22 protein-coding genes are annotated in these 26,306 nt (G+C 46.4%); 7 read left to right on the top strand and 15 right to left on the bottom strand.

What is annotated here, in order from left to right:
* Window positions 1-168: 168 nt before the first annotated feature.
* Together BLU98_RS17195 and BLU98_RS17190 are read right to left on the bottom strand one after the other, a co-directional pair.
* A complete protein-coding gene (locus tag BLU98_RS17195; protein WP_092727040.1) occupies window positions 169-666 on the bottom strand; it encodes a DinB family protein in 498 nt (165 codons plus the stop codon).
* Between the two features lie 83 nt (window positions 667-749).
* On the bottom strand, window positions 750-1,448 hold the full coding sequence (locus BLU98_RS17190; protein WP_257575090.1) for a helix-turn-helix transcriptional regulator: 699 nt from the start codon (window positions 1,446-1,448) through the stop codon (window positions 750-752).
* A gap of 36 nt (window positions 1,449-1,484) precedes the next feature.
* On the opposite strand from BLU98_RS17190, the gene BLU98_RS17185 reads away from it, so the two are divergent.
* Window positions 1,485-2,681 (top strand): 4-hydroxy-3-methylbut-2-enyl diphosphate reductase, encoded by a 1,197-nt coding sequence (locus tag BLU98_RS17185; RefSeq protein WP_092727039.1) that lies wholly within the window; start codon window positions 1,485-1,487, stop codon window positions 2,679-2,681.
* Here the strand turns inward: BLU98_RS17185 and BLU98_RS17180 are convergent.
* A complete protein-coding gene (locus tag BLU98_RS17180; protein WP_092727038.1) occupies window positions 2,678-4,711 on the bottom strand; it encodes a putative porin in 2,034 nt (677 codons plus the stop codon). The two genes, BLU98_RS17185 and BLU98_RS17180, sit on opposite strands and share 4 nt — an antisense overlap.
* A 48-nt stretch (window positions 4,712-4,759) precedes the next feature.
* Window positions 4,760-5,581: a purine-nucleoside phosphorylase gene (locus BLU98_RS17175; protein ID WP_092727037.1), complete on the bottom strand. Its 822-nt coding sequence runs from the start codon at window positions 5,579-5,581 to the stop codon at window positions 4,760-4,762.
* Between the two features lie 78 nt (window positions 5,582-5,659).
* Here BLU98_RS17175 and BLU98_RS17170 point away from each other — a divergent pair, with 78 nt between their 5' ends.
* Window positions 5,660-6,859 (top strand): hypothetical protein, encoded by a 1,200-nt coding sequence (locus BLU98_RS17170; protein ID WP_092727036.1) that lies wholly within the window; start codon window positions 5,660-5,662, stop codon window positions 6,857-6,859.
* 53 nt (window positions 6,860-6,912) lie between these two features.
* Here the strand turns inward: BLU98_RS17170 and BLU98_RS17165 are convergent, their stop codons facing one another.
* Window positions 6,913-7,116: a cold-shock protein gene (locus BLU98_RS17165; RefSeq protein WP_092727035.1), complete on the bottom strand. Its 204-nt coding sequence runs from the start codon at window positions 7,114-7,116 to the stop codon at window positions 6,913-6,915.
* A gap of 187 nt (window positions 7,117-7,303) precedes the next feature.
* Between BLU98_RS17165 and BLU98_RS17160 the strand changes: the two genes are divergently transcribed.
* On the top strand, window positions 7,304-9,121 hold the full coding sequence (locus BLU98_RS17160; protein WP_092727034.1) for a M61 family metallopeptidase: 1,818 nt from the start codon (window positions 7,304-7,306) through the stop codon (window positions 9,119-9,121).
* Between the two features lie 9 nt (window positions 9,122-9,130).
* Here BLU98_RS17160 and BLU98_RS17155 read toward each other — a convergent pair whose 3' ends face one another.
* From BLU98_RS17155 to clpB, 4 genes are all read right to left on the bottom strand, one after another.
* Window positions 9,131-10,396 (bottom strand): TCR/Tet family MFS transporter, encoded by a 1,266-nt coding sequence (locus BLU98_RS17155; protein WP_257575089.1) that lies wholly within the window; start codon window positions 10,394-10,396, stop codon window positions 9,131-9,133.
* A 75-nt stretch (window positions 10,397-10,471) separates the two neighbouring features.
* A complete protein-coding gene (locus tag BLU98_RS17150) occupies window positions 10,472-11,356 on the bottom strand; it encodes a DUF4382 domain-containing protein (protein ID WP_092727032.1) in 885 nt (294 codons plus the stop codon).
* 260 nt (window positions 11,357-11,616) lie between these two features.
* Window positions 11,617-12,129: a YdeI/OmpD-associated family protein gene (locus BLU98_RS17145; RefSeq protein ID WP_092727031.1), complete on the bottom strand. Its 513-nt coding sequence runs from the start codon at window positions 12,127-12,129 to the stop codon at window positions 11,617-11,619.
* Window positions 12,130-12,145: 16 nt separating this feature from the next.
* A complete protein-coding gene (gene clpB, locus BLU98_RS17140) occupies window positions 12,146-14,761 on the bottom strand; it encodes an ATP-dependent chaperone ClpB (RefSeq protein WP_092727030.1) in 2,616 nt (871 codons plus the stop codon).
* A gap of 104 nt (window positions 14,762-14,865) precedes the next feature.
* Between clpB and BLU98_RS17135 the strand changes: the two genes are divergently transcribed.
* Both BLU98_RS17135 and queG read left to right on the top strand, forming a co-directional pair.
* Entirely contained in the window at window positions 14,866-15,921 is a 1,056-nt protein-coding gene (locus tag BLU98_RS17135; RefSeq protein ID WP_257575087.1) for a serine hydrolase domain-containing protein, read from the top strand.
* Window positions 15,922-15,954: 33 nt separating this feature from the next.
* On the top strand, window positions 15,955-16,887 hold the full coding sequence (queG, locus tag BLU98_RS17130) for a tRNA epoxyqueuosine(34) reductase QueG (RefSeq protein WP_092727028.1): 933 nt from the start codon (window positions 15,955-15,957) through the stop codon (window positions 16,885-16,887).
* Here the strand turns inward: queG and BLU98_RS17125 are convergent.
* From BLU98_RS17125 to BLU98_RS17110, 4 genes are read right to left on the bottom strand one after another with little or no spacing between them, the layout of a single operon-like run.
* A complete protein-coding gene (locus BLU98_RS17125; protein ID WP_092727027.1) occupies window positions 16,874-17,479 on the bottom strand; it encodes a hypothetical protein in 606 nt (201 codons plus the stop codon). The two genes, queG and BLU98_RS17125, sit on opposite strands and share 14 nt — an antisense overlap.
* Window position 17,480: 1 nt before the next feature.
* Window positions 17,481-18,737: an LVIVD repeat-containing protein gene (locus BLU98_RS17120; protein WP_257575086.1), complete on the bottom strand. Its 1,257-nt coding sequence runs from the start codon at window positions 18,735-18,737 to the stop codon at window positions 17,481-17,483.
* A 50-nt stretch (window positions 18,738-18,787) separates the two neighbouring features.
* Window positions 18,788-20,092 (bottom strand): hypothetical protein, encoded by a 1,305-nt coding sequence (locus tag BLU98_RS17115; protein WP_092727025.1) that lies wholly within the window; start codon window positions 20,090-20,092, stop codon window positions 18,788-18,790.
* Window positions 20,082-20,642, bottom strand: a complete 561-nt coding sequence (locus BLU98_RS17110) for an RNA polymerase sigma factor (protein ID WP_092727024.1) — start codon at window positions 20,640-20,642, stop codon at window positions 20,082-20,084. Before BLU98_RS17110 ends, BLU98_RS17115 begins: the two co-directional genes overlap by 11 nt.
* Before the next feature lie 87 nt (window positions 20,643-20,729).
* On the opposite strand from BLU98_RS17110, the gene bioA reads away from it, so the two are divergent.
* Window positions 20,730-21,992 carry an adenosylmethionine--8-amino-7-oxononanoate transaminase gene (gene bioA / locus BLU98_RS17105; RefSeq protein ID WP_092727023.1) on the top strand — a complete coding sequence of 421 codons (1,263 nt, stop codon included), beginning with the start codon at window positions 20,730-20,732 and terminating at the stop codon, window positions 21,990-21,992.
* Between the two features lie 301 nt (window positions 21,993-22,293).
* On the opposite strand, the gene BLU98_RS17100 is transcribed toward bioA, so the two are convergent.
* A complete protein-coding gene (locus tag BLU98_RS17100; protein ID WP_092727022.1) occupies window positions 22,294-23,613 on the bottom strand; it encodes an aspartate kinase in 1,320 nt (439 codons plus the stop codon).
* 93 nt (window positions 23,614-23,706) lie between these two features.
* A complete protein-coding gene (locus BLU98_RS17095) occupies window positions 23,707-24,810 on the bottom strand; it encodes an Ldh family oxidoreductase (protein WP_257575085.1) in 1,104 nt (367 codons plus the stop codon).
* 127 nt (window positions 24,811-24,937) lie between these two features.
* Here BLU98_RS17095 and BLU98_RS17090 point away from each other — a divergent pair, with 127 nt between their 5' ends.
* Window positions 24,938-26,284: a hypothetical protein gene (locus BLU98_RS17090; RefSeq protein ID WP_092727021.1), complete on the top strand. Its 1,347-nt coding sequence runs from the start codon at window positions 24,938-24,940 to the stop codon at window positions 26,282-26,284.
* Window positions 26,285-26,306: the final 22 nt, after the last annotated feature.

Raw genomic sequence — 26,306 nt, 5'->3', positions numbered from 1 at the left:
TATTGTATGATAACCTATATCTTTTTATTCACCTCCATTGTGCACAAACCCACCCTTAAAAATAAAAAGAGGCTGCCCTTTTGAGACAGCCTCTTCTTATTGTAGACTTTGCTTCGTTGGCCTTCATTTCATGTATTGTCGAATTGGCTAATTGTCAAATTATCTAATTCAAAAAGAATGATCATCAGCGCTCGGTCCGTAGCTGCCGGGGATGGGTACATCGAGTAAGCGAAGGAATACGCCCAGTTGCGCGCGGTGGTGGATGGTTTGCGAATAAGCCATACGTATCACATCGTGTTTAGGGTCTACAGAATAAACCTGTTCGCCGTTGCGCAGGGTCCAGTTAGGCAATAGATCCGCATCCATGGCTTTCCACAGCGATTTTCTTGCTTTCTCCAGTGATTCGTCGAAGTAACCTAATAAATCCTGTGTATTATCGACGACTCTTGGAGCATAGGCATTGTTGGCAAAATCCAGTTCCTTGGTGGTCAATACCATTTCAACCCAGCTGGGCAATTCTGCAACATGGGTTGCTAAACGTTTCAGGGTCATGCTTTTGGGATGAGGTTGCCACTCAAATTTGTCTGCCGGAACAAGGGCCAGCATTTTGCGGGTAGTGATTGCTTCTTTTTCCAGTTCTGCCTGGAGCGATTCGATGAATGTCATAGTGCATGTTTTTGTTTGATAGTACAAAGTAAACAGGCCCCACTGACAGCCCTATGGCAGTCGAAAATGCACGCTAAAAAAAATTAAAAATCAACCGGCAATTGCTTCATGAACTCTCCTAACGGAATATGTTCTTTTATACTGAATGCAGCACCGGTATCCTGCAGTTGTACAATACGCTGCACTTTAAAATCGCGGTAATCCTGGCGCAAATGGCACCAGGCAATGAGATGCCAACTGAAAGCGTAATATATGAGTCCAATCGGCTCTACTTCCCTGATACTCGTTTCTTCTTTACTGCTCGTATACTCCAGCTTTACCCTGCTTTTATTGGCAATGGCCGTTTGCAAAATAGAAAGGTATTCGGAATCGTTGTTGAGGCGCTGGGGCAACTGCAACCGGATATTATCGGCCAAAGCCTCTACTCCGTCTTTCTGAGCGGAACGCAACACTGTTTTTACTTTATTCAATGCAGTGGTATAATGATCCCTGATCGATTTATCGGTAAAACCATGTACCAGTACTTCGGTCAGCAACAAGGCATTGGCTTCTTCATTACTGAATGCTACCGGCGGCAAAAAATACCCCTGCACCACAAAATATCCCCGCTGCGGTTCAAAACTGATAGGAATACCCGATTCGCCCAACGCTTTGATGTCGCGGTAAACGGTACGGACACTGATATCGAATTTGTCCGCGATCTTTTCTGCCGGCACATATTTGCGCGATTGCAGAAAGGTAAGTATGCTGAAGAGTCTGTCGATGCGATTCATTTGCCTCATGAAGGTACATAAAAGCCGAATGCCTACCTTTGCCGCATGAAGCAATTCAATGTTCCTACCGGCTACAGAAGTGGCCTGATCAGTGATATCAAGAACCGCAGGAAAGAGCAGGATAAGCTGAAAAAAGATTTTACCCCCACCCTCCTCGATCTTGGTCCTATTCAGATATACCTGGCCAGGCATTTCGGCTTCTGTTATGGAGTAGAGAACGCCATTGAAATTGCTTTCCGTACCATCGAAGAAAATCCTGGCAAACGCATTTTCCTGCTGAGCGAAATGATCCACAATCCCAAGGTCAATGAGGACCTGCAACAGCAGGGTGTACAATTTTTACAGGATACCTATGGCAAACAACTGATCCCTTTTGAAACGCTCACCGCCGATGACGTAGTGATCATACCCGCTTTCGGAACCACCTTGCAGATCGAAGCCATGTTAAGGGAAAAAGGCATTCCCACGGAACATTACAATACTACCTGTCCGTTTGTAGAAAAAGTATGGAACCGCAGCGAACAGATCGCAAAGAAAGGATACAGCATTGTAGTGCATGGCAAGCCCCAGCACGAAGAAACGCGCGCCACTTTTTCGCACGCATCGCATCATACGCCCACCGTTGTGGTCAACGATATGACTGAGGCGGTGGAGTTATCGAAGTATATCACGGGAGAACAGCCGGCTGCACAATTCTATGAAGCGTTCAGGGGCCGTTATTCGCAAGGGTTCGATATAGAAAAGGACATGCAGCGCATAGGTGTAGTCAATCAAACCACCCAGTTGGCCAGCGATACACAGGCTATTTCCGATTACCTGAAATCAGTGTACATAAAAAAATACCAGCTTACTGCCGCCAACATTGCCGAAAGGTTTGCCGACACGCGCGATACTTTGTGTTACGCCACCAATGATAACCAGACAGCCGTACAAGGTATGCTCGAAACACCTGCTGATCTGGCCATTGTCATTGGCGGTTACAACAGCAGCAATACATCGCACCTGGTAGAACTTTGTGAAGCCGTTTTACCCACTTACTTCATTGATGCGGCCGAGAAACTGATCAGTAAAGAAACCCTACTCAACCGCAACTGGCGAACCAAAGAACAATTTACCGTAACCGGCTACCTGCCCGATAAAGAGCCCCTTCGCATCCTCATGACCAGTGGAGCAAGTTGCCCGGATGCCGTAGTGGAATCTGTTATCGACAGGCTGGCATCGCTTTATGATGTGGCTATTTAATTCACAAAATTCCACCAGATACCTACGCGTGTCCACAGGCCGGTATTGGGGTACACCCCTGAAACAAAATTAAGTTTGCTGAATTGAAACCCCTTTTCCAGGTTTAGGGTATTCAGGTTCTCCAGTCGTACAAATCCTTTGAAGCTTTTAATTCGGAAATGCAGGAACGCATTGATATCGAGCCGGTTACTGATGCTTTCTGTACGCTGGTAAAAATACTGCCCGATGAACGGTGAATAATTATCGGCTTTGTATGGTGTGTTGTAACGCAGTTCCAATCCGGTTGAGAGAAAGAGATTGGTATAAAAATTTCCTTCAAAAGCAATCCGGTTCCGGGTAAGTATCAATGGCAGGTTAACAGGCGGCTGTCCCGTAGTTTGCTGCAGATGCACTTCTGTGTACCAGTTCCAGTGCCTGCTCAGCCTGATCCTTTTCTCCAGGCTCAGGTGCAGCACATTGAACAAGGCCGGTTCCTGCCGGGCCAGCATGAAACTGTCGAAATACAGGTAATTGGTTACTGCAAAATATTCAGCGCCCAGCCTTAATGCACTCCTGGGATTTTCATACTGTGCAAAAAGCCTGATCACATTCTCTTTATTGAAATGGCCTCTGTTCGCCACCCAAAAATGACTAACCGTATCGGTAACGAGAAAAGAAGGTGAGCGATTCACGTTCTGAAAACCAATATTGAAATAGCCCAGTTTTTTACCCAGCGATCTTTTCATGCTTACGAAAGCCGCATAATCACCCGCATTGAAGCCATTCAGGTATAGCTGTCCATTGGCTTCTATATCCCATACCTGGTTACGCGTGCGGTTACGATATTCGCCGGTTGCATATACATTGTAATAGCTCCGTGTGGTAATGGTGTCGAATGTTCCCCGAAGGTTCTGTAAAGCGATCCCTGCCTTCAGGTACTGGCTCTGGTTGTTCTTATCCGGGAATGAAAGCAGGCTGAACTCATTGATGAGACTTTTCCATTGGTCCTTGATATCGATAACTACACCACTTTTCGGAAGCCGTATATTGAAATATTTGCGATAAGTGGTTGAATCGGCATTCTGGTCGAGGAATTCATAGCTGCTCGTAGTGTAGTTCAACGTATGCTCGACCCTCAATCGAGGGTAAAATAATTTATACGTAACAGAATCCGTTACCAGCGAATCTTTCTTACCCAGGTCGAAATGATGCCGGAAAAGCAACGTGGTATTTTTATAAATATTTCCCGTAACTACGCTGGTGTTGAAAGGATTGCGCGTAGCAGCTCCTGCAATACCCAACCTCGTTTCCAATTCATACGGATCATTCAATGCAAGACTGTCGAGCTTCTTCACATCACGCAGTCCTCCGTTCTCTGAAGACGCCGCTTTATTAGAAATATAAATGAGGAAGTATTCGTACTTCTTATTGCGCGTTTGATAATGTGCGGTGAAGCGGATATTATTGTGACTGGCATTCTGTGTTTTCAAGACTCCAGGCTCGTTACTGAAACGGTATTCAAAAGAAAAATTAAAATTGCTTTTCCTGTTCTGTGTATGCGACAGGTTCACCAATTGCTCTGCCTTACTGCCCAGCAAATATGCCAGCTCGGTATAAGGCCGGGTGGTCTGGTAAAACCGGGTATTCTCTACCGTGTACGCATATATATCGTACTGGTGAAAACCTGCGTCGAAGCCGGGCTTCATATAAGGGTTGAACAACATTGACTGTGCTGCTGTTCCATAGTTTCCCAATGTGTGATAGTAATAAGGCAGGGGGAAGCGGATGGTAAAATCGTTGATGGAAGAATCGATGATGCGGTTGCGGGTGGAATCGTAATAGCGATAATAAATGGTGATGGAATCTGCATACCGGTCGCGGTGCTGTAGCGAGTCGCTCCCTTTGCTTTTCCTGATGGGCCTTCCCTGGTTATCATAAGTGACGTTACTGCCGCCTGTACCCTGCTGACCATACTGGCGCAGCGGTATTTGTTGTGCCCGCAGGGAAACGCTGCCAAGGAGTAATATGATGATCAATAGCCTTTGTACCATTGGCCGAGCTTACGATAATATCCTGCAAAATAAAGGTATAATACCGGCTTATAACGATTTTATCAATTCCTTAAACAAGAAGGTGAGCTTGGGTTCAGCTTCTTTGGCCGCCTGGAGCACCTCTTCATGTGTGATCACATTATCCTCTTCACGTATGCCCAGGTCGGTGATCACGCTCATGGCAAACACTTTCATACCGCAATGGACAGCTGCGATCGTTTCCTGTACGGTACTCATTCCCACGGCATCGCCCCCTACGGTACGAATGAGCTTGTATTCGGCCCTTGTTTCGAAAGTAGGGCCTGTTACACCCAGGTAAACGCCTTGTTTCAACGGAATATGATGCGATGCAGCAATAGCTTTCACTTTCTCGATGAGTTCTTTGCTGTAGGGTTCACTCATATCGGGAAAACGGGTTCCCAATTCGTCTACATTTCTGCCAACAAGCGGATTGGCAGTGAACAGGCTGATATGGTCGTTGATGATCATGAGGTCTCCTACTTTAAAACCCGGTTGCACCCCTCCGGCTGCATTGGATAAAAGCAGGGTCTCCACGCCCAACAGTCGCATCACCCTTACAGGATAGGCCACTTGTTGCGCCGTATATCCTTCGTAATAATGAAAGCGTCCGGCCATCACCCATACTTTGCGGCCACCCAGTTCTCCAAAAAGCAAGCGTCCTTTATGACCTTCTACCGTACTCACAGGGAAATGAGGAATTTCATGGTAAGGAATTTCATACTCAACCTTGATCTCCTGCGAGAGATTACCCAGGCCACTGCCCAATATGATCCCGATCGAAGATGTTGCATCGACCTTTTGCCTGATGAATGCTGCTGTTTCTTCTAATTGCTGCATGACTGGTGACATCCGCTGTGAATTAAGTGGGCAAATATAGGAAAAGGTAAAAAGGATTCTTTACTTTGGGTAACAGCTAAACAAAACGTGATGGTTCCTTCTATCAGGCAACAATACAACCAGGCATTTACCGAAACAACCTATCAGCAATATCTCAACGAGCTCAATAGCCTGCATCCTGGCGCTATTGAATTCAGGGTAGCGGAAACACCCGTATTCATCGATAGGTCTTTCAAAGAAAAAATTCTCTCTGCTTGCGAAAGTATTGTAGATGTGATTACACAGCCCGATTTTCCGGCACGAAGTGCTCATGCTATTCCTACAGGGTTGCATGTACCCAATGAACCCAGTTTCAGTCAGTTCATTGCTTTTGATTTTGGTATCTGTGAAAATGAATCGGGTGATCTTGAACCGCAACTGATAGAAATGCAGGGCTTTCCCACCCTTTTCGGATACCAGGTATGGCAGGACGATTGCTGCCGGCGTCATTTCCACATACCCGATCAGTACAGTACTTATCTCAACGGACTTACACGTGATACTTATCTGCAACTGCTCAGGGAAGTGATCCTGGGCAAGCACGCACCGGAAGAAGTGATCCTGCTGGAAATATTGCCCCATCAACAAAAAACAAGGATCGATTTTTATTGTACTGCCGATTATACCGGTATTCCCATCGTATGCCTTACCGAACTGCAACAGGAAGGGCGCCGTTTGTTTTATGAAAAAGACGGGAAAAAGATGCCCGTGAAACGCATCTATAACCGCATCATTTTCGATGAACTGCAACAACAATCAGCCGAAATACAGGAGAAGGGTAAACTGTTGTTCCAGGACCTCGATGTAGAATGGGTGCCTCACCCCAATTGGTTTTACCGCATCAGCAAACATTCATTGCCCTTCATTCAACACCCTTATGTACCGCCCGCCACTTTCCTGAGCGATTTGCATAGCATACCCGCTAACCTGGAAGATTATGTATTAAAGCCTTTGTTTTCTTTTGCGGGACAAGGTGTGGTGATTGATGTTACACAGGCCGATATAGAAGGGGTGAAAGATCGGGAGAACTGGATACTACAGCGCAAAGTAAAATATGCGAACGTGATCCAAACGCCCGATAATGATGCTGCCAAAGCAGAGATACGCATTTTTTATTTCTGGAAAGACGGTACTGCGAGACCTATACCTGTGAATAACCTGGCGCGACTGAGTAAAGGGAAAATGATCGGCGTTCGCTATAATAAAGACAAAACCTGGGTAGGTGGAAGCCTTGTTTATTTTGAGCAATAAAAAACAGGCTGCCTTATAAAAAGACAGCCTGTTATGCGTTAACAAAGAAGATATTAATCTAGGCGTTTTACGTTAACTGCGTTGGGACCTTTACGTCCGTCTTGTACATCAAAAATCACCTTGTCATTGGCTTCGATCTGATCGATCAAACCATTGGCATGCACAAAAGTCTCTTTACTAGAGTCGTCGTGCTTGATGAATCCATAACCTTTTTCTTCGTTAAAGAACTTTACTGTTCCTTGAATTTGTGTGTCCATGTGTAAATTGTAAATAAATAATAAGGTGCAAAGGTAAGGGGAATCCCCTGTTCGTCCTAATAAATATGTTTTTATTACACTAATAGCTCAACAGACCTTCATTATCAACAGGTTGATGAATGGTAAATCTGATTAGCCAAACCGGATTAACTTAGTATCTCTGCAAATATTCACTCAAACATCGTTCATGAAAAAAATATCACTCGCACTCTTATTGCTGATTACATTGAGTAGTTATGGCCAACAAATGCACTATCAAGTGTCTTTCCCGAATGCCGTACACCATGAAGCACATATTGAACTAACAGCCAGTCATATTCCTTCCGGCCCTGCCGTTTTCCACATGAGCCGTTCTTCTCCCGGCCGTTATGCCACGCATGAGTTCGGCAAGAACGTATATGATGTAACGGCACGCGATCACAATGGCAAGAACCTCATCGTAAAGAGAATCGATGGTGATGTATATGAAGTGCCGCAACATGATGGCGCTGTTACCATTGCCTATACCTTATACGCCAATTATGCCGATGGTACTTATGCGGGTATCGATCCGGAAAGCATTCACCTGAACATGCCGGCTTGTTTCATGTGGATGAAGGGACAGGACAATGCGCCCATTAGCATCAGCTTCGATATACCCAAAGAGAACAAAGGAGTAATTGCTACACAACTGTTCCCTGCCGATGCGCCCAACAATTTTACTGCACCCGGATTGCAATATTTTATGGATTGCCCCACCAAGATCGGCGATTTGCATTTCAGGGAATGGAAAGTGACGAATACAAATGGAAAGGTCTATACCATTCGAGTAGCGCTTGAAGCAAATGCCACTGAACAGCAGATCGATGAGCTTGCAGAGAAAACAAAAAAGATCACTGCTGAAGCAAAAGAAGTTTTTGGTGAATATGCACCGTACGATCACGGCGCTTATACTTTTATCATCAGCGCCAATCCTTATGTTTTTGGCGATGGTATGGAGCACCGCAACTCTACGATGATTACCCAAACCATGGGCAGCTTTAACCCCAATTGGTTAACAGGCGTGATCTCACATGAATATTTTCACAACTGGAATGTTGAGCGCATCCGTCCGAAAACACTGGAGCCTTTCAATTTTGAGAAAAGCAATATGAGCAATGAGTTGTGGTGTGCCGAAGGTTTCACGCAATATTATGGCGAACTCATATTGGCGCGTACAGGTTTGCGCGATCAGAAGACGCACATCGCAACATTAGCCTCATTTGTGAATGCCAAACAGAACACACCCGGCGCCCGGTATTATTCTCCCATACAGGCCAGCAACCACGCGGTTTTCGTAGATGCAGGCGTATCGATAGACAGGACCAATTACCCTAACATGTTCACCACTTATTATTATTATGGCGCTGCCATCGCGCTGGCGCTCGACCTGGAAATGCAAACAAATTATCACAAAACCATCGACGCATTCATGCAGGCCATGTGGAAGCGTTTTGGCAAAACAGAGATCCCTTATACCATTGCTACCATGCAGGAAGCACTGGCATCTGTAACAGATGCAACATTTGCTGCGTCCTTCTTCGATCAATACATCCGCGGGCATGAATCTATCGACTATGCAACTCTGCTGGCAAAAGCGGGATACGAATTGAAGAATGCATCGGAAGGAAAAGCGGCTCTCGGTGTGAGTGCACTACCCGATGGTCAGGGGCGCCTGGTTATTACGAGGAATACCACCAAAGGTACTGCTGCGTATGAAGCCGGACTGGACATCAACGATGAGCTACTCAGTTTCGACGGAACCACTGTAAAAACGGTGACCGACATGAATGATTTCCTCCAGCACAAAAAGCCAGATGATGTCATCACTGTTCGCTATAAACATCGCGAACAGGAGAAGAGCGTTTCTGTTACATTAAAAGAACAGGTTTTTCCTACACTCATCCCCATAGAAGAAAAAGGACAAACTGTTACAGAAAACATGCAGAAGATCCGGGATAGCTGGTTTAAAACGAAAACACATTGAGCAATTCAATCAATGCTCCCGCTTTAAAACGATATAAGACCATATAGCGCTGCCCATCATGAATACAGCGCCCAGTAAGAAAGCGGCGCCGGGAAAATAAACCGGTGCAGCCGGTGCTGTGAAATGCGCAAAAAGATTGGTCATCATAGGCGGACCAACAATGGCCGTAGCGCTCATGATACTGGTGAGTGCACCTTGTAGTTCACCCTGTTCATTGGGTGGCACGTGACCCGATATAATGGCCTGCAATGCCGGGCCGGCAATACCGCCCAGGCAATAAGGTACCAGGAACACGAACATCATCCAGCTTTGCGAAGCAAAAGCAAACAGCAGGAGTCCCAGTGCGTAAAGTCCTAATCCCATATAAATACTTCTCTCATTTCCCAGTTTGGGATTAATGAAACGGACAAGTCCTCCCTGTACTACCCCCACCAACAATCCCACCATACCCAATGATATCCCGATCATTTTAGGACTCCAGTGAAATTTTTCTATGTTGAAAAAGCTCCAATTGCTTTGTACGGCATGAGAAGCCAGGTAAACCAATGCAAGTGATGATACCAAGCCGGCTACTGCCGGATATTTTCTCAACTGCAACAAAGAACCCAACGGGTTGGCTCTTTTCCAGTCAAATGATCTCCGGTGTTCGATAGCCAATGATTCGGGTAATACAAAATAGCCATAGCAGAAATTGAGCAGCGCCAGTCCGGCTGCCACCAGGAAGGGCACCCTTGGTCCCAGTTCCCCCAACAAACCACCTAATAGGGGTCCTAATATAAAGCCCAGTCCGAATGCAGCTCCGATCATCCCAAAATTCTGCGCCCTGTTTTCCGCGGTACTGATATCGGCTATATAAGCCGAAGCCGTAGTAAAGCTGGCGCCCGTAATGCCTGCAATGATACGGCCAACAAAAAGCCAGCCGATGGTAGGTGCAAAAGAAAGGAAGAGGTAATCGATCCCAAATCCCAGCAGTGAAGAAAGCAGCACGGGCCTGCGGCCGAATTTATCACTCAGGTTACCCAGTACCGGGGCGAAAAGAAATTGCATGATGGCATAGGCAAAAGTGAGCCATCCGCCATATTGGGATGCCTTACTGATCTCGGTGGTGTGCAATAACTGCTCAATCAGTTTGGGCATTACGGGAATGATCAGGCCCAATCCTGTTATGTCGATTAAAAGGGTAATAAAAATGAAACCGATTGCTGCTTTGCGGGGGTTTGCCATATACCTGGTGTTGGAAGAAGTGAAGGATGCCGCAAAATTGCTGCATTTCATGAAAGTACGCAAACAAAAAAAGGGGGGCACCTGATGGCGCCTCCCTTACTTATCCGTAACAAACCCTTACGTATTTTATTTATGCAGTGCAATGGTACCTACCGAAGTATTGTTCGGTGCGGCTATGCTGATATTTGTCAGCGTAGTATCCTTGTAACCATTGGATGCATTCACAAAGAGTGAATAAGAACCGTCTTTCAATCCACGCATTTTGAAATAACCTTCCCTGTTGGGCAGTGCATAGGCTGTATCTTTTCCATTGAACAGGGTCAGTACAGGCTGTGCTTCCATCGGTGTTACCCTGCCTGAAAGGCTTGCAGTGGTACGTGTAACAAAGAAGCGGAAATGCGGACGGAGATAGAACTCATTGTTGTAACCTTGGTAAACAGAACGGTTTACATCAAAATCCAACCATAAGCGAACCTTACCAGACATAAATTCTTCAGGCTCATCACCCCTCAATTTGATCAGCACATATCCAGGAAAATTGCTGGGTAAAAGCAATGGGTAAGTAATATGGTTTTTCACCAGTGAGTTATGGGTACCTATTTCAATTTTCAGGAGGCGGATAGCACCTTTGGGTATGTTGGTAGAAGCCAATACCGTATCCAATCCATTCCTCAGGTGAAGGATATCATATATTCCGGCAGAAATATTCAGGTTTTGCCATACCAGGGAAGAATCTTTGGCCCGGGGGTTGCGTCCTTCACGGTCGCCTACATCATCCCAGTCATCGTCGTCGTGCATGCGGGTATTCCTGCTGGTATCTACCAGTACTTTCACTGATTTGATATCCACCAGTACACTGTCGAAAAATCCCGGACCATCGGTCAGGTATAATGTAAGATTTTGCTGACTACCGGCTGGTGCCTGCGCCGAATCGGACTTTTTACAAGCCGTTACCGTAATTGCGGCAGCAATAGCCATAAGGGCTCCGTAGAGGAAATGTTTAGCTTTCATAATTGGTTTTTTTTAGAGTAGCATTACGCCATCCAGGAAATTGGTTTTAATATATAATAACCGCTAGGCGGTACAGGATTCAGAACACTCCGCAAAGGATTGGCCAAAAACATGTTAAAGCGTAGGATTAAGCACATTTTAACATTTATTTTAAAGTTCTGTATCTGGCTGACCTTCATCATTTATCGTTGTTTGATGAAAAAGATACCCTTGCTTTCCATCGTGTTGCCTTGGGTTCAAAATATTTTTCGCATTTGCTGCTAACCTTCCCTTTCTTTTTTCTGTTCCTGGAACATTTCTGCAAAACCATATCCTTTCAGCAGTGCATTGATCACCATGACCATGCGCTTGGCCCTGGCGGCCTCGCCCTTCACCCCGCCCATCCATTTGATGAAATAATTACGGTGTGAAAGTTTCAGGGCATCAAAAGCTTTCTTTGCTTTGGGCTCATCATCGAGGCATTCCATAAAACCCGGCGGTAATTCCAGCGGCGCCTGATCGATCTGCAACTGCACTTTTACCATGGCGCCTTTCTTTTTATGGATGGCTCTGCGCATCGAAGCATTTAAAGGCATGATAAACTCGCCCCCGCCCATGGGCAGGATCGCAACACTTTTAATAGGATGCGCGTCGAGCTTGCCTTTAACCCTGTATGACTTGCGCACACCGGGATTCATTTGCTCAGCCACATCTGCCGGCACAACAATATAGGTCCACCCGGTTTTTTCGCCCTGCGCCGCAAATTGCGCGATTGTTGCAGTAAACTGAACCATCTATTAAAGATACATATTAAGCCTCATGCACTTCTTCATTCCGGAATACCACTACTCCATCAAATGCATCTACCAGTACCCGTTTATTTTTATCCACTTCACCGGCCAGTATTTTTTTACTGAGCGCATTGGTGATCTGTTTTTGTATCAGTCTTTTCAATGGCCTCGCACCAAATTGCGGATCATATCCCTGTTCAGCCAGGAACTCCAGTAAATAGTCGCTGAAATCCAGTTCTATTCCATTGGCGGCTACCAGTTTGCGTAAGCCCTCCAGCTGGATGCGTACAATATCCATGATCTGTTTTTTCAACAACGGGCGGAACATGATGATCTCGTCTACCCGGTTCAGGAATTCAGGACGTATGGTTTGCCGCAGCAGGTTCATGACTTCAACCTTCGCTTTATCGGTAGCTTCTTCTACATTTTTTTCGTCTACATCATCGAAGGCATTCTGTATCAACTGGCTGCCGATATTGCTGGTCATGATGACGATGGTGTTCTTGAAATTCACCACGCGGCCTTTGTTATCGGTAAGTCTTCCATCGTCGAGCACCTGCAGTAATATGTTCCATACATCGGGGTGTGCTTTTTCTATCTCATCCAGCAATACCACACTATACGGTTTGCGTCTCACGGCTTCTGTCAACTGTCCGCCTTCATCATATCCCACATAACCGGGAGGGGCGCCCACCAGTCGCGACACCGTATGTTTCTCCTGGTACTCACTCATGTCGATACGGGTCATCATGCTTTCATCATCGAACAGGTATTCCGCCAAAGCTTTGGCCAGCTCTGTTTTACCCACGCCGGTGGTGCCCAGGAAGATGAAAGAACCAATCGGTTTTTTCGGATCCTGTAATCCGGCGCGGCTCCTTCGGATGGCATCGGCTACCGCACTGATGGCCTCATCCTGCCCAACTACCCTTTGATGCAGTTCATCTTCCAGCAGCAATAATTTTTCCCTTTCTCCCTGCAGCATTTTAGCAACAGGTATACCGGTTGCTTTGGCCACGGTTTCTGCAATATCTTCCGCATCTACTTCTTCCTTCATCAATCGCCTGTTGGTTTCGCCAAGCTGGTTCAATTGATCGGTAAATGTTGCGATTTGTTTTTCCTGCTCTTTGATCTTGCCATATCGTATCTCGGCTACTTTGCCATAATCGCCATTGCGTTCGGCTTGTTCTGCTTCCAGCTTCAGGCTCTCGATCGTAGCTTTCGCAGTCTGTATCTTTTCCACTACTTCTTTCTCTTCGCGCCATTTCGCTTTGAGTGTATCTCTTTCCACGCTCAGGTTACTGATCTCTATATTGAGGTCTTTCAGTTTTTCTTCATCATTCTCACGCTTGATGGCTTCCCGTTCAATTTCCAACTGCCGTATCTGGCGTTCCAGCGTATCCAGTTCTTCGGGCATTGAATTCATTTCCAGACGCAGCTTGGCGGCGCTTTCATCAATCAAATCAATCGCTTTATCGGGCAGGAAGCGGTCGGTGATATACCGGTTCGATAATTCCACTGCGGCAATGATCGCTTCGTCTTTGATACGCACATGGTGGTGTGTTTCATAGCGGTCTTTGAGTCCGCGTAATATAGAGATCGCATCTTCTACACTCGGTTCATCGATCATCACTTTCTGGAAACGGCGTTCGAGCGCCTTGTCTTTCTCAAAATATTTCTGGTATTCGCTCAACGTGGTGGCGCCGATCGCACGCAGTTCACCTCTCGCCAGGGCCGGCTTAAGGATATTGGCCGCATCCATAGCGCCCTCACCACCGCCTGCGCCTACCAGGGTATGTATTTCATCGATGAATAAAATGATCTCACCATCGCTCTCCGATACTTCTTTCACAACACCCTTCAAACGTTCTTCAAATTCGCCCTTGTATTTGGCGCCGGCGATCAACTGTCCCATATCGAGGCCAAAAATAATTTTGCTTCTCAGGTTCTCGGGCACGTCGCCATTTACAATACGCATGGCCAATCCTTCGGCAATAGCCGTTTTACCTACACCCGGCTCACCCACCAATATGGGGTTATTCTTGCTCCGGCGTGAAAGAATATGCAAAGTCCGGCGGATCTCTTCGTCCCTGCCTATCACAGGATCGAGTTTACCGTCTCTTGCCAGTTCATTCAGGTTCTTGGCATATTTACTCAGTGAATTGAATTGCGTTTCCTGTGTTTGCGATTTGATGGTATCGCCTTTGCGCAGGTCTTTGATGGCAGTAATGAGTCCTTTTTCTGTAAGACCCGCCGCTTTCAGCGTTTTAGCTGCTGCATCGCTTCCTTTCAGCAATCCCAACAGCAAGTGTTCCGGACTCACAAATTCATCATTGAATTCTTTGAGCGCGGCATTGGCTTTCAGTAAAGCGGTGTTCAGGTCGCGGCTGATGTTTTGAGCGGCTTCTCCGTTGGATGATCTGGGCAATTTGCTGATGTCCTCATCTACTTTTGTTTCGGTGAAACCGGTATTCACGTTGTTACGTTTCAATAAAAAAGCAACAGGACTATCCTTATCGGCAAGCAATGCTTTTAACAGGTGATCGGTTTCAATAACGGGGTTGCCATTGTTGAATGCCACCTGTTGTGCTGCCTGGATGGTTTCCTGGGCTTTAATGGTATAATTATTCAGGTTCATATCGTATTTACTTGAGTTTGTTATGTGGGTTTGAAGTCCTAATTTGTCTGCAAAAACTATTCTAAACCATATTTATGCTTTCGATACCTAAATTTCCGGAAAATATGTCTGAAAAACGCCGTTCTCCCTGCATGAAAGTCAGCCTGGTATGCATTTTCATGCTATTCTTTCAGTTGGCACAATCCCAGTACGATTTCAGTGAGCTGGATAAAAAAATGGAGGCTGCCAGGCGGGAATTGGGTGGTCATGCTGTGGCCATGATCTATAAAGACGGAAAGGTCATTTACCAGAAATCGATGGGTGAAGAATTCAACCCCAAAACACAGGCGCCTGTTGCCAGTTGCAGTAAATGGCTCACGGCTGCATTGGTAATGACTTTTGTAGACGAAGGCAAACTATCGCTCGACGACCCTATTGGCAAATACCTGCCCTTTTTCACCAAATACAACAAAGGATATATTACCATACGCCAGTGCCTGGCACATTTAACCGGTATTGAATCGGATGCAGGCCGGCCGTTGAAAGCCATCTTCGACCGTAAGAAATACAAATCACTGGAAGAAGAAGTGAATGATTTTGCTGCTAAAAAAGAGATCGCTTCCAACCCGGGATTGGCATTCAGCTATAGCGGCATCGGGTTGAATATTGCAGGAAGGGTATTGGAAGTTCTTACACGCCGGGGGTTTGAACAACTGATGCAGGAACGCATCACGAGGCCGCTGATGATGCGCAATACTTCTTTTTCCAGTTTCAATGCGGTAAATCCATCCGGTGGTGCTGTTTCTACTGCCAGCGACTACATGAATTTCCTGGCCATGATCCTGAATAAGGGCGTCTTCAACGGCAAGCGCATATTGAGCGAGAAAGCCATTGCCGATATGCAGACGGCACAAACTACTCCTTCCATGATCCGCTATGCGCCCAAAGCCGCACAGGGATATAATTACGGATTGGGCGAATGGATATTGGCTACAGACGAAAATGGTAAAACAACAGCAGTGGCGAGCCCTGGTTTATTCGGCACCTGGCCTATGATAGATAACTGCCGCGGTTATGCCTGTATATTTTTTACCAAAGGGTTATTGGGTGAAGAAAAGCGTGATCTCTATATGGACATGAAAAAGTCTATCGACGCACAAATCGCTTCTGTCTGCAAATAAGAGATTGAGCTTACCTTGCATAAAATCTGTTACTTGAGCAGGATTGAAGCATATTCTCACACAGTTAAATCGGTTGCCCGTCAACTGGGTTTCGACTATTGTGGTATTGCCAAGGCCGAGAAACTCAACGATGACGCAAGACGATTGGAGCAATGGCTACACCAGGGCATGCACGGCAGCATGCAATACATGGAAAATCATTTTGACATGCGAACCGATCCTTCCTTGCTGGTTCCTGGCGCCAGGTCGGTGATCACGTTGTTAAAAAATTATTACCCATCGCAGCAACAATCTGCGCATACACCGCATATATCCAAATATGCGTTCGGGAAAGATTACCACGAAGTGATCAGGGCTCAACTGAAAGAATTATTACAAGCCCTCAATGAAAAGATCGGAGAAATACATGGACGTGGATTTGTAGATTCAGCGCCGGTGCTGGAAAGAAGCTGGGCTACGAAGAGTGGTGCAGGATGGATAGGAAAAAACGGCAACCTTATCACAAAGCACAGCGGCTCATTTTATTTTATTGCCACACTGATCGTAGACATAACACTGGATTACGACGATCCTTTTGCAAAAGATTATTGCGGTTCATGCAGCAGATGCATCGATGCATGTCCTACCGGGGCTATCGAAGACAATAAAGTAATCAATGGAAGCAAGTGTATCAGCTATTATACCATTGAACTGAAAGACGCGCTCCTGCCGGAACAGATGAAAGACCAATTCAAAGACTGGATGTTCGGTTGCGATATCTGCCAGGATGTATGCCCCTGGAACCGGTTCAGCAAACCACACCACGAGATCAACTTCACACCCATTCCCGAAATACTCAACCTGAGTACAAAGCAATGGGAAGAAATGACGGAAGAAAGTTTCAAAAACATCTTCCGTCATTCGCCGCTCAAGCGAACAAAATTCAGCGGTATTCAACGCAACCTGCGTTTCATTACCAGAGCTTGATACCCAGCTTCAGCGAAAAATAATTCAGCCAATAATCTACCGATTGATCATAATCGGATTTTTGTATCACCATACCGGTACCGCCTCGCCAATAGTTAATCCATGGCCCCCAGGTGTTATAACGTTCGGTAACAGTTTTAAAACCATAACCCACACTCAACATCAGCTTCCTTCTTGCAGCAGCATTGAGTATGTACCCCAATCCTATATCTGTGTACAATCCGTTGTCAAACTGACTGCCTTCTTGGGTCGACGACCAATAACTGTACATCATCTTCTGCCAGGGCATCGGCGAAGCAATATTATAACCCAGGTTGAGGTATGAAAAACAAGCATTCTTTTTACCAAAGAAAAACCTGGTATCAGTGAACACAGGTATGCTGCGCAATTTGTAATAATCCATCCCACATCCCAACCCAAATGCCCATTGCTTTTTCTGAAGCCCTCCTACCAATTGCCATTGTCCGCTATAAATATGATCTCCACTCAATACACCGGTTTGTGGAATGAGGTAAAATTTTTTCTGTTTTTGCTGTGCTGATGAAGTAATGGTTGTGAGCACCAACAACAGGCTTACCATATATTTCTTCATATCAGTTGTTTTGAATAACAGGAATTTTGCCTGCAATCTTTGCATTGTTCACGTCCGAATAATCGATGCAATACAACCCATCCTTTGCAGTGACGATTGCTATTCCGCCCAATGCAATCACATCAGTAGGCTGAAACCCTTTTACCTGACTCAATAAACTAAGATTATAAGGGTCCCCGGCATTGAACAGTTTGAGTCCATCCCTGCCATCACAGATGAATAACAGGTAACCGTCTTTCGACAAGCCCTGCGGGCCACTGAGCGGGTACGACCTGACAGGCACAGGATGCAAAAGGTCTTTCAGGTTGATGATATCCAACTGGTTCGTGAACCCACCACAAAATCCGCCTCCTCGTAAGGTAACATACGCATAATCGCCGTCTGCAAGCACCGGATCACAGGTTCTCACATGCATGAATTGTGAAAGAAATGTGGGTTGATCGGGATTGCTTGCATTGTAAATGAACATCCCCACCATGCTGCCGATGAACAGGTTATTCTTATAAGGAAAGATGGTTTCAATATTGCTTTGTGACAGGGCTATGGATTGCACATAACGCGGCGCGGCGGCCTGCTGAACGTTGAATACTTTCAGGTCGCTCTGGCTCACTGTGTACAGGCGCTGGCTCAGTTGTGCAAAGCGCGACAACGATCCGGCAATACCAATAGCAGTTGGCGCACCGGATGCAGATGCAAGCGAAGAAAAATATATGTTACCGTATTGTTTTCTCATTATGTCGGCCACTGCTGCAAAACTTTGTTCAAAACGAGATGAAACAGCCGTGTCGATCCTGATCCACCGGGTAATTACTTTGGTAGTATCGGGATAAAAATCTGTGTAAATCCGTTGCGGAAAAACACCTTGCAATGCCTGCACCAGGCTAACACTGGCAGGATTGCTGATATCAATCGTTACCATATCTGTGTAACAATCGGCGTACAGGTAATTACCCTGTATGGCCAGGTCTGCACAGCCCGGCACATGGATGAATGCCTGGTTCACCGGCTTGGCGGGATCTGTGAGGTCTATTACATGTATCCCTTTGTTCAGCTCATTCAGAAAAACATAATGATCTTTTACTACAACCTTACCGGGTTGTTGCACGGGTTCAGGTGCATCACTTTTGATACCCGCGCGCACTTCGTCTTTGGTGGCATAAACAGGCCTGTAGAATGTATAGTGTGTGGTGGCTTTGTCTTTGGTGCAGGATACCAGCAACCAAATAGATCCGGCGAATGTCAGCAGCAGCTTTTTCATAAACATGCATTTGCGATACTGACACAGGTTATTTACTCACCGTTGCATTACTATTTTCGTTGTGGAAATACACAGACAGCCCTCAAAGATGGCTGCCACAAATATTGCTTGGTTCCTTCCTGGCGGGAGAGGTTGGTGATGAAGAATTTTGCTTGCGGACCAACGTAAATAAAAGGAGTTTCCCCTATCCCAATGTCCAGACCGGTTGACAATTGCAGGTTCAGTTTACGCAAGAGATCGTTGTTGTGAAATAAAAGATTGTCTTTCTGATCATAATGCAATCCGTTGCTGCCCAATAACAGACTGGCTCCTGCTCCCAGCTCCCACCTGAATGGCAATACACGGAACAACTTAAACGGAGTATAGAGATGAACCGCAGCTTCCAGGAAATGATAATGATTGGTATAACCGATACTATCACTGTTCTTATAATAGTAGCCGCCCGTATTGGAATAACGCCCGTTCTGAGCCGACTTAATAGTACTGTCTTTTCGCATACCTACATTCAAACGATCCTGGTATAATCCATAGCCAACAGAAAGCCCGAGACTATTTTTCTTTCCGATGGCTTTGTTGAATTCAACACCCAGGTTAAAAGAAAACGCATCATGAAATGCCGGCGGCATTGCCGCGCCTGTTGATCCATTACTGAGATTGCTCCCCGGCGGGCTGTAATACATATCGGCGCTGGCTGTATGGGTTTTCAGGATTGAGTTGCGTACCCCACTGCTCCCTGCATTTGCAAACAGATGTACCTGCCATTTCTTTTTTCCGGTTAGTATTACTTTTTCTTTTGTAGCTGTTGGCGCTTCCGATGTTGCAGCAGGCTTTTGTGTTTGTGCAGTATCAGTCGTTGTTGTTTCCGGCAAAACAGTGGCCGTAAATACTTTATTTCTTTCTACCGTTACCGCATCTGCTTCGGTTGTTTCGATATGCAGGTCTTGTGTTGCCGGTTTTGACGCTTCTATTTTACCCGGCATATTTATTTTGCCTGGCTCACCGGTTATAACAGCAAGATTTGCTGCTCTTTTTTGTTGATGTTCTATTTCCCGAACTGTCTCTTTTTCTTCAGGTAATTTATTTGTTGCTGTCTCTTCTGTGTTTGATCGTTGACCATGGGTTGTTACCGGCTGCTTGTTTACTATTATAGGTTCATGTGCTTTCTTTGTTTGAAATTCCCACCAGATCCAACTCCCGCCACAACAGATCGCCAGCAAGAACAGCCAAAGCACCCACCTGCGCTTTCGCTCCCGTTGCAGGGATGCTGCCACTACCTCCCAGGAAGCGGCATCTGGCTGTATCTGCAGATCAGCCAGCTCTTCGCGTACCTGTTGTTCAAACGATCTATCGGGCATACTTATCTTTTTTTCCGTTAACAACATTTTTTCCCATCCAGCTGATCAGCAAAGCCCTGGCCCTTGAATACTGGGAGCGGCTCGTGCCTTCGCTGATGCCGAGTATTTTTCCGATTTCCACATGCGTGTACCCTTCTACCGCATGCAGGTTGAAAATAGCCTGGTAACCCGGCGGCAATTGCCTCACCAACGCCAGCAGGTCTTTCATATCCAGCTTCCATTCCGGTTCTGCCTGTGTAACAGGATGCAGGTGACTGTCTTCGAAAGACAGATCGAGCTGGTACTGCGGTTTTCGCTTGAGATAATTGATGGCGGTATTGACCATGATGCGCCTGATCCAGGCGCCCAGCTCTCCTTCGGCCTTGTACTGGTGCAGGTGCCCGAATACTTTGATGAAGCCTTGTTGTAACACTTCCTCGGCATCATGCATACTTTTGGTATACCGGTAACAGACACCCAGCATAGATGCCGCAAACAGGTCATACAACTGCTTCTGTGCAGCAGCATGATGCCTGAGACAGTCTTTTACCAGTTTCTGCTGATCAACCATTGGTGTGCATTCGTTTAAGTGACACTCGTTCTGCTTGATAACGTTGCATCTGCAATAAAAATAAGGTTTCAGCAGTACCTTTACAGCATGAGTTTAGTAGCAAGGGACCGCCAGGTGATCTGGCATCCGTTTACACGGCAGAAGAACATGTTGCCACCCATTCCCATTGTAAAAGGAGAAGGCACGCTTTTGTGGGACGAGGATGGAAAAAGCTATATCGATGCCATCAGCAGCTGGTGGGTAAACCTGCACGGTCATGCACATCCTTATATCGCTGAAAAACTGTACCGCCAGGCATTGCAACTGGAGCAGGTGATCTTTGCCGGCTTCACACACAAACCCGCCATAGAACTGGCCGAGCGATTGTTGCCGCTGCTTCCCGGTCATTTTTCACGCGTATTCTACAGCGACAACGGATCTACCGCTACCGAAGTTGCCCTTAAAATGGCCATCCAATATTGGTGGAATCAAAATGAAAAGCATCGAAAAAAAATACTGGCCTTCCACCACTCCTATCATGGAGATACATTTGGCGCAATGAGTGTGAGTGACCGGAGCGTGTTCACACTTGCTTTTCATGACCTCTTATTCGATGTCGTATTCATAGATACGCCCACAACAACCAATCTCTCTTCCTTAATCGAAACCATTTCGGCGCATGCAGCAGAAACCGCTGCCTTTATTTATGAGCCCCTGGTGCAGGGCGCAGGCGGCATCAAAATGTACGATGTTGCTCCGATGGATCATCTGCTGAAACAGGTGAAAAAAATGGGCATCATCTGTATTGCCGACGAAGTGATGACGGGCTTTTGGAGAACAGGCAAATCATTCGCCAGTCATTATCTTTCTGTAGAACCCGATATCATTTGCCTGAGCAAAGGACTCACAGGCGGTACCATGGCGCTGGGTGTAACGGCCTGTTCCCCAAAAATCTATGATGCATATATGAGCGATGATGCATTGAAAACTTTTTTCCATGGCCACTCTTTCACCGCCAACCCGCTCGCCTGCACTGCTGCCTTGGCCAGCCTCGATTTGCTACACGAAGCCGACTGCCGGCATCAAATACAGATGATCTGTGAAGAGAACCAACAATTTGCCGTTCAGCTACAACACAGCCAGCTTCCTTATAAAAACATCAGGATAAGGGGTACCATCCTGGCATTTGAAATTGAACAGGGCGAAGATGTTTATCTCAATAATATCGGCGCGCTGGTTACCGAACAGGCTTTGAGCAAGGGCATTTACCTGCGTCCGTTGGGCAATACCGTGTACATCATGCCCCCGTATTGCATATCGAGAGCAGAATTGCAACAGGTATATGACTGCATACTATCCATCCGGCTATAAAAGTTGCGCTACTGGATCTTTATCGAAGGTGGTTCATAGTCATAGAGAAGCATCCTAGCCAGTTTCTCATACTATGATTTCACATAGCGAAAGATAAACATATTTCCCAATTACCTGATAATAGATCATTGAGATCACAACAAAAGTGCGGTGCAAGCCACAACGCATTCATAGTTATCTCACTACTGTGTACGCCGTGGTGGAGTATAGTGTACCGCTCCCACAGTGTTGTGTAAGCGGCCATTTGAACATGGCGGAACAATTAAAACATTGATTTACAATTCCGAAGTCGTTTTTCAGCTCAAAGTCCGAACAAGCCGGCATTCAGCAACTGAAGGGTTTTGGTCTTGTAATCGCTGGGAACCAGCAGGGAAATATTATGCGGACTACCGCCGTAGCTCACCATGGTAACAGGTACTTCCTTAATGGCATCAAACAGCTTTTTAAGTACGTCTTCCGTTTGTGCGATTTCATTACCTACAATGGAAACAATGGTTTGTCCTTTTTCCACTTCCACAGAGCCAAAGGGTTCCAGCTCTTTGATGATGGATGCAAGCGCTGCATCACTATCGATGGTTACAGATACCGCCACTTCGGAAGTGGTGATCATATCGATGGAAGTCTTGTATTTTTCAAACACTTCAAACACTTTTCTCAAAAAGCCATAAGCCAGCAACATGCGGCTGCTCTTGATCTTGATGGCTATGATACCATCTTTGGCGGCTACGGCTTTCACACCTACACTGCCTGCTTCTTTGGTGATCACGGTACCTGCCGCATCGGGCTGCATAGTATTAAGCAGTTTCACCGGCACGTTCTCCTGCTGCGCAGGCCAGATACAGGTAGGGTGTAATATCTTGGCGCCGAAATAAGCAAGCTCCGCAGCTTCATCGAAGCTCAGTTGCTCAATGGCCACTGTTTTATTAACGATGCGCGGGTCGTTGTTGTGCATGCCGTCGATATCAGTCCATATTTCACATACGTTGGCATGAGCGGCGGCAGCTACCAATGAAGCAGTGTAATCGCTTCCTCCGCGTTTCAGGTTATCTACTTCTCCCCTTGCATTGCGACAGATATATCCCTGGGTGATGAATATTTTTTTGTTGCTATGCTGTTTCAGCAACTCATTCAGCTTGGAGCGGATGCTGCTCAACTGGGGCTCTTCATTGCTATCGATGCTCATGAACTCCAATGCGGGCAGCAGCAAATGATCTACCCCCTGCTCATCGAGAAAAGTGCTGAACAGTTTGGTGCTCATCAGTTCTCCTTGTGCCAGGATGTCTTTGTTCAGCGCCTCGCTGAAAGAAATGCGTAAAATGATATTGAGGAATTCAAAATGCTCGGTAACAATCGCATTGGCTTTGGCGCGGTTCTCTTCTTTCTGAACGAGATCCAATACAAAACTCCTGTAATGCTTTTCCAGGGTATCAATCTTCTGTTTGGCTGCCACCCGATCACTTGCTGCTAAACTGCTGCTGATCTCCACCAGGGCATTGGTTGTTCCGCTCAATGCACTCAACACCACGATCTTGGGTTCTGCATCTTTTGTAATCAACTCGTATACCTGTCGCATGCGTTCCGGCTTACCAACACTGGTGCCGCCAAACTTCATAATCTTCATAAAAAAACCACTGGTTTAATTGTAAAATGAGTGGCAAAGGTAAAGCGGAGCAGCCAATATAGAATCAAGATTTTAACGTACAACCGTTAGTCATTACAGCACCAGTGAAAACCGGGTTCCCAGTTCCTGCAACTCCTTTGCAACGCTGTCTACCAGGGGTATTCCTGCTGTTTTCCGCACTTGCTCCATTTCCCTTTCCGGGTCGCCGGGTATCAATACTTTTTCATGCCCAGGGGCGGGCTTTGCTGTGCGGAACCGTTGTATCCAGTTGTCCATGTGCTCCTTGAACTCCGAAGCAGGCCTGAACGCATCTACCCGCATGGCTCCGAAGAAATGCCCCAGCCCTTTGCCCGGCATATTCTCCGGCATGGCCACATAGGCAGGGAAAGGCGGTACCCAGGGACCATAACTGGCGCCGCTGAGCACGGCTGAAAATATATCTACCACAGAACCCAATGCATACCCTTTATGGCTGCCATGGTCACGGTCGCTGCCCAGCGGAAGCAACGCCCCCTGCTTTTTCAATATGTTGGCATCGGTAGAAGCTTGTCCGTCTTTATCCTGCACCCATCCCAACGGTGTATCGGCATTTTTTCTTTGCAGTATTTCCAGTTTGCCATTGGCAGCCGTTGTAGTGGCCAGATCGGCCACAAATGGCGGTTCTTCACCGGCCGGTATGGCCACGGCTATGGGATTGGTGCCCAGCATCCGCTCAATGGAAAAAGTAGGCGCCACCAATGCACTCGCATTGGTCATGGCCATGCCAATCATATCCTGCTCCAGGGCCATCATGGCATGATAACCTGCTATTCCAAAATGATTGGAATTACGTACACTGACCCACCCGGTGCCTGCTTGCCGGGCTTTATCAATCGCCACCTGCATGGCAAAAGGCGCTACTACCAGTCCCAGTCCCGCGTCTCCATCCACCACAGCAGTAGAAGGCGTTTCATGTACGATCTTAATATCCGGTGTTGCATTCACCCTTCCCGCTTCCCACAGCCGTACATAACCTGTAAGCCGGGCTACACCGTGACTGTCGATTCCCCGCATATCAGCAGATAACAGTGTTTGTGTAGCAGTAGCAGCGTGTACATCGGAACAGCCGATGGCTTTGAAAACGGATTGTGTAAACTGATAAAGATGATCGTAAGGATATATTTGCATAGGACGCAAGGTAGGGAATGAATGGTTCATTTATCATTGTTATCGTCATTCCGAGCGAGCGAAGCGAGTCGAGGGAGCTGCTGAAGGCTTCATGAGGTCCCTCGGCTGCGCTCGGGATGACGATCAATTGGAAATAAATCTTCAGTAATTTCAACGCATGAAATTGCTCATTCCTTTGTCTCTTTTATGTTGCCTGTCTCTCCATGCGCAATATTCGCGCGACAATATTTATTCAGATTTTGTGCTGTATAACCAACGGGTGAAGTTCGATCAATACCTGCGCGAACAAACGATCAAGGCCACTTTTGAAAAAACACTCAACAGTGAAACAGAAGATTATTACCGCGAAGCATGTTGGGCCGTATCGCAATATGTTTTACAGTCGCCGGTAGTTGAAAAAGGATTGCATAACCTATTCAACGGATATAACGGTTTAGAACCTGCTACCAAACGCGCTTTGCTGGAAGCCGCTTATGCCAGCTATCCGAATATTTTTTATAAAGAGATGACGCAGTTGATGCAACAGGAAACCTCACCAAGATTTTTTGCGATGCAGGCAGTGTATCTCTATCGCATCGATCACAGTAGCAAAAAAACAGCAGCGCTGAGACAACAACTACACAGCCATTTCCCGGGATATGATACATTGCCTGTGTTGAAAGAACTGGATCATTATCTCCTCCATCATGATTCACTGGCACATGCTGCAACACCACCGCTGGATGTATTGTTCGCACAACAGAAGATAACAGGACAAAAAATTATTTATTCATTCCAGCGATGGAACCGCGATTATGCAGGACTGGCCGTTATACAGAATGCCGACGGGCATTTTTGCCGCGACACATCGGGCAGGTTACTGGTATTCCGGCAGTTGGCCCGCTCCGGCTCTGATCTTCCCTATTTCATTACCAATGGCAGTACGCCACAAGGCATTTACAGCATACAGGGCACTGCTGTTTCGCACAACAACCTGATCGGCCCCACACCCAATATACAACTGGTGATGCCCTTTGAAGCCGATAGTGTTTACTGGCACCATGCAGTTGATTCCACAAAGCCTGCATTGGATAATTACCTGGGCATACTGCCGGCCTCCTGGCAATCTTATGATCCCATGACCGAAGCCTTTTATGCAGGCAAGATCGGACGCACAGAGATCATCGCACATGGTACCACCATTGATCCGGATTATTTTAAAGACAAACCTTATTATCCCCTTACACCTACCATGGGTTGTCTCTGCGCGCAGGAAAACTGGAATATGTTCACGGGGAAGATCAACAGCAGCGAACAATTCAATCTCGTATCAACATTCCTTTCCACCCCTGGCGATACCGGCTACCTCATGGTCATCAACATCAATGACTTGCCACAGCCGGTAAGCAGGGAAGAAATTGAACAAATGGTAAATGCATTTGAGCACAATAAAAAAGAGGCTGTCTCAAAAGGGCAGCCTCTTTTTATTTTTAAGGGTGGGTTTGTGCACAATGGAGGTGAATAAAAAGATATAGGTTATCATACAA

The organism is Hydrobacter penzbergensis, assembly GCF_900106985.1.
GTDB lineage: Bacteria > Bacteroidota > Bacteroidia > Chitinophagales > Chitinophagaceae > Sediminibacterium > Sediminibacterium magnilacihabitans.
The sequence above is the reverse complement of the archived record's forward strand: the minus strand, read 5'-3'. Positions and strand labels throughout refer to the sequence as shown.